6 protein-coding genes and 1 pseudogene are annotated in these 3,983 nt (G+C 41.9%); 2 read left to right on the plus strand and 5 right to left on the minus strand.

The window, feature by feature from the left end:
* Together LD39_RS05350 and LD39_RS05355 are read right to left on the minus strand one after the other, a co-directional pair.
* Nucleotides 1-255 (minus strand): alpha/beta-type small acid-soluble spore protein (locus tag LD39_RS05350; RefSeq protein WP_035543708.1); only part of this gene is annotated, 255 nt, incomplete at its 3' end.
* The gene (locus tag LD39_RS05355; protein ID WP_035543710.1) at nt 239-490 is read right to left on the minus strand and encodes a YozQ family protein; all 252 of its coding nucleotides are present in this window, start codon (nt 488-490) and stop codon (nt 239-241) included. The genes LD39_RS05355 and LD39_RS05350, both read right to left, overlap by 17 nt.
* A 253-nt stretch (nt 491-743) precedes the next feature.
* On the opposite strand from LD39_RS05355, the gene LD39_RS23460 reads away from it, so the two are divergent.
* Complete coding sequence (locus LD39_RS23460; protein ID WP_231572514.1) at nt 744-851, plus strand: hypothetical protein; 108 nt, start codon at nt 744-746, stop codon at nt 849-851.
* Between the two features lie 56 nt (nt 852-907).
* The gene (locus tag LD39_RS23010; RefSeq protein ID WP_197061395.1) at nt 908-1,045 is read left to right on the plus strand and encodes a hypothetical protein; all 138 of its coding nucleotides are present in this window, start codon (nt 908-910) and stop codon (nt 1,043-1,045) included.
* A 19-nt stretch (nt 1,046-1,064) separates the two neighbouring features.
* Here the strand turns inward: LD39_RS23010 and hpaB are convergent, their stop codons facing one another.
* The 3 genes and pseudogenes from hpaB to LD39_RS05375 all read right to left on the minus strand — a co-directional run.
* On the minus strand, nt 1,065-2,492 hold the full coding sequence (gene hpaB / locus LD39_RS05365; RefSeq protein WP_035543713.1) for a 4-hydroxyphenylacetate 3-monooxygenase, oxygenase component: 1,428 nt from the start codon (nt 2,490-2,492) through the stop codon (nt 1,065-1,067).
* A 122-nt stretch (nt 2,493-2,614) separates the two neighbouring features.
* Nucleotides 2,615-3,415, minus strand: coding sequence for a TIGR00266 family protein (locus LD39_RS05370; RefSeq protein ID WP_035543715.1), 801 nt, complete (start codon nt 3,413-3,415; stop codon nt 2,615-2,617).
* Between the two features lie 214 nt (nt 3,416-3,629).
* A pseudogene (locus LD39_RS05375) lies at nt 3,630-3,983 on the minus strand (isocitrate lyase); the annotation flags it as partial.

Here is a 3,983-nt window from a genome sequence, read left to right on the forward strand (position 1 = left end):
TTTATTTTTTTCTTGTAATTCCTGTTGAGCCCTTTTAACGAGTTCCTTGACCATTTGACCGCCTAACTGACCGCCAATTGTCCCTGCTTGCTTCGTTGTCAATTGCCCGTTGTATCCTTTGGTTAAAGGAATCCCCTTCTCCCTGGCTATTTCATATTTTGCATCTTCAGGTGATTGAGAATGGGCAAGTTCGACTTTCAAATTATCAAGACCCTGCCTTGCTTCTGGCACGAGTAGTTTATTTCGTCTTCCCATTTGCATTCTTCCTATCTATACTCTTTTTGATTTCTTCTCCATCATGGCTAAGGAGTTGACCATCTTGATTGACACGATCAATTTTCCCATCAATGGTTCCTTCCGTTAGCGTGTCTGTAGCCTGCTCATGTGTAGTGGCTAGTCCATTAGCACCCTGATCCGTAGAATTATTATCTTCATACTGATACGTGCGCCCTGCCACTTTTTCTGCGTTATCTTTCGCTTCCTTCTTCACAAAATCCCTCCTTACCGTTTTATTTAGCGTTTGCAAAAGAAGGTAAAGAATACACTGAAACGCATATGCCCTCTATTCGTATACCGATTATTAGAACCTTCTTACAAAAGAGTGTAGACTATGTTACTTAACGGAGTACTTACCATTATTGCGGGGTATTTGGTTATTTCCTTAGCCATCACCCCCATTCAATACCGTTATGAAAAAAGAACAGGAGAAAGATAACAAATCACAACGAGAGTATTATGATTCCATGCCTGTTCAAGAAGAAGTTCTGCATGGAAACAGCCAGGGGAATCCTCTGTTTTTCTTAGCAAACATTTTTGCATGGTCTCTTCTGAAAATAAAAAAGAAAATCTGAGACGTAAGGATAAAACCAACGGAAGCCACAAAAACTATCCATGGAGGTGTTCAGAAATGAGTAAGAAAAGCAACGCACAAAAACGTAAGACTCCCGCAACGGTTAACCCTCAAGGCCTATCAGAGGATATTGCAAATCAGCAGCCGGATTCCCAATTAGAACAAAAAGCTAAAAAAAGTAATGCAAAACGCTAAAAAGCTGACTTTTATCAAGTCAGCTTTTTATATTCATTAGTTCATGGACTAGGTTCAAAGATGCGGCCTCATCATAAAGTTGATAAATCGTTTGAGAAATTCTTACAGGGTCACCGAAAAAGAAACGTTCGTATAATGTTTGACGGGATCCAAATGAGCTCATCGTGAGATCCCAGGCTAATCGGAAAAGAGCCACACGGTCTTTCCCTTTACATTCATATCCTCTTAAGTAATGGTCGATCTCAGCTCCAACAGGAGAGGCAAAATCAGATTCTTTCGGAATAGACATTAAACCGCTTGCCCCGAGTAATTGGATGATTTCTGTGAACCTTGGGTACTGTTCTTGAAATTGATTAATAGCTACATAAAGAGGCTGTCTAGCAGGTACCATTACTCCTGTCTCATCTAACTCGGCTTCAGCTTCCGAATAGTAGAGCAGAGCCTTCATCGTTTCGAGACCTCTGACAATTTCCGTTACCTTGCTTTGCACATGCTGATACTCTCCGATGTTGATCGTCTCAACAATTCGACCAGCCACTCCAAGTAAGAACTCTGTCTTCACCACTTGTCTCGCTACGATTTGATGAAGAGTAAACGGAACGAACTTTCCTTTTACATAAAAGTCGTTCGCAACTTTGATATTATCGTGAAAGAAAACGCGCTCCCACGGGACAAGAACATCTTCAAAGATTACAATCGTATCCATTTCTTCAAACCTAGTGGACAAAGGAGAATCTTCATTTACAAAAGACTCTCTACAGATGAACTTTAAACCAGGCGTGTCACTTGGTATAGAGAATCCATACGCATGACAGTTTTCTTGAGCTCCAGGTGCCGAAAAGACGAGAATTTCATCGGTAATTCCGCCTTGTGTAGCAAGGAGTTTCGCTCCTTTGACTATGAGTCCTTCTTCCATCCGCTTTATAATCCGAGCATTGGTTACATCCTTTTCAAAAAAAGCAAATTTAGACCGATTCGACTGAGGGTTAACGAATGTATGTGTAAAGGATAAATCATTCTCACGCGCATACTCATAAAAACGAACCAGCCGCTCCGGAAAACAGTTAACTTCTCCTTTTAGTACATCAATAGAAGCCGCAAAAGAAGCCAAAACTGTATTCATATAATCAGGACTTCTCCCCATCAGGCCGCCGGAATGACGAGCCCAACGCTGTACCATCTGCCTGCGCTTTTCTAAATCCGCTTTTGATTTTGGGATTAAATAAGATGCCCCTATCCTTTCACTTGTCTTTTCTGAAATGAAAGTCATGGTGTCTTTTATATCGGGATTATTTTGAATATCATATAGCTCGGCTTGTGTTTGAATGACTCCCTTGAAGGCAGAGTGACATGATATAGCTCCATCAATCCTCTTTCCATCCAACCACACTTCCGTATCCAATGCATCAATGCGACTCTTATATTCTTCACCTGTAATAGCCGGCATGATATCACTCCTTATTCTTGTGCTTCACACAAAAATAGCTGATAACATACCATATTAAACTGCGCCCAAAGTGTGATAAAAAAACAGCAGCCACTCATGGACTGCTGTTTCCTTTATAAAAATTAACGTCTGTCTCCACCGAGGATGTCGAAAATACCACCAGCGATGCTGCCTTCTCCTTTATCATTTCCGCCACGTTGAGGAGAAGCAGCAAAGACTCGACTGGCAAGACGACTGAATGGTAAGGATTGAACCCAAACCGTACCAGGGCCTCTTAATGTAGCAAAAAATAGCCCTTCGCCACCAAAGAGCGCCGTTTTTACTTTTCCAACGAATTCAATGTTATAATCTATATCGCCAGTCATAGCAACAAGGCATCCAGTATCGACTCGCAAGGTTTCTCCCGGTTCAAGCACGCGCTTATGCATCGTTCCGCCAGCGTGGATAAAGGTCATTCCATCGCCTTCTAACTTCTGCATAATGAACCCTTCACCACCGAAGAATCCTGTACCAAGCTTACGCTGCAATTCAATACCTACGGACACACCTTTAGCTGCCGCAAGAAAAGCATCTTTTTGACAGATAAGCTTGCCATTTAGTTCGCTCAAGTCCATCGGGATAATTTTCCCAGGGTAAGGAGAAGCAAAAGAGACGTGTTTCTTCCCATGTCCTTCATTTGTGAATGTTGTCATAAAGAGACTTTCACCAGTAATGACACGCTTCCCAGCACCAAGCAGCTTGCCCATGAGACCACCGCCGCTATCTTCAGATCCGTCTCCAAAAATGGTTTCCATTCGAATCTGATCGTCCATCATCATCAGACTACCGGCCTCAGCAATGACTGTCTCATTTGGGTCAAGCTCAACTTCGACGAACTGTATATCGTCTCCAAACAACTTGTAATCAATTTCATGATTATTCATGTTTCCATCTCCTTTTATAGGCTAATAGAACATACGAAATGTCACAAAGAAAAGATTCAGTTTTGGCAACCGGTCTCCTAAGCCTCCTTTTTCTGTTTAACTATTTTAATTTTAGTCTGTTAAAAGAAAAATGACTAGTACTCATAGTAAAATTGTTTTGGAAAGTAAAAAAAACGTGAAAGAACGATTATGTTCTTTCACGTTTTCAACACTCTTAAGATTGCGTAATGGTTTCTTCTGAAAATTGATCCGTTTCTGTTGAGCCCTTCAGTGCAGTAGTAGAAGAGGTTCCTCCAGATATGACTTGGGCGACTTCATCAAAGTATCCTGTTCCGACTTCACGCTGGTGACGAGTAGCTGAATATCCGTGAATCTCGCTCGCAAATTCTGCCTGTTGGAGCTCGGAATAGGCTTCCATCCCGCGGTCCTTATATTGACGTGCCAATTCGAACATTCCGTGATTGAGGGCATGGAAGCCTGCCAATGTGACGAATTGGAACTTGTATCCCATTTTCCCAAGCTCACGTTGAAAATTCGCGATCGTTTCATCATCCAGCTTCTTCTTCCA

The sequence above is a fragment of the Halobacillus sp. BBL2006 genome (assembly GCF_000786645.1).
In the GTDB taxonomy this organism is placed as follows: Bacteria; Bacillota; Bacilli; order Bacillales; family Halobacillaceae; genus Halobacillus.

What these genes read in the sequence shown, in the direction of transcription:
- LD39_RS23460 (WP_231572514.1), top strand. Translation starts at nt 744, where the DNA reads ATGCCTGTTCAAGAAGAAGTTCTGCATGGAAACAGCCAGGGGAATCCT.
- LD39_RS23010 (WP_197061395.1), top strand. Translation starts at nt 908, where the DNA reads ATGAGTAAGAAAAGCAACGCACAAAAACGTAAGACTCCCGCAACGGTT.
- LD39_RS05370 (WP_035543715.1), bottom strand. Translation starts at nt 3,415, where the DNA reads ATGAATAATCATGAAATTGATTACAAGTTGTTTGGAGACGATATACAG.
- hpaB (WP_035543713.1), bottom strand. Translation starts at nt 2,492, where the DNA reads ATGCCGGCTATTACAGGTGAAGAATATAAGAGTCGCATTGATGCATTG.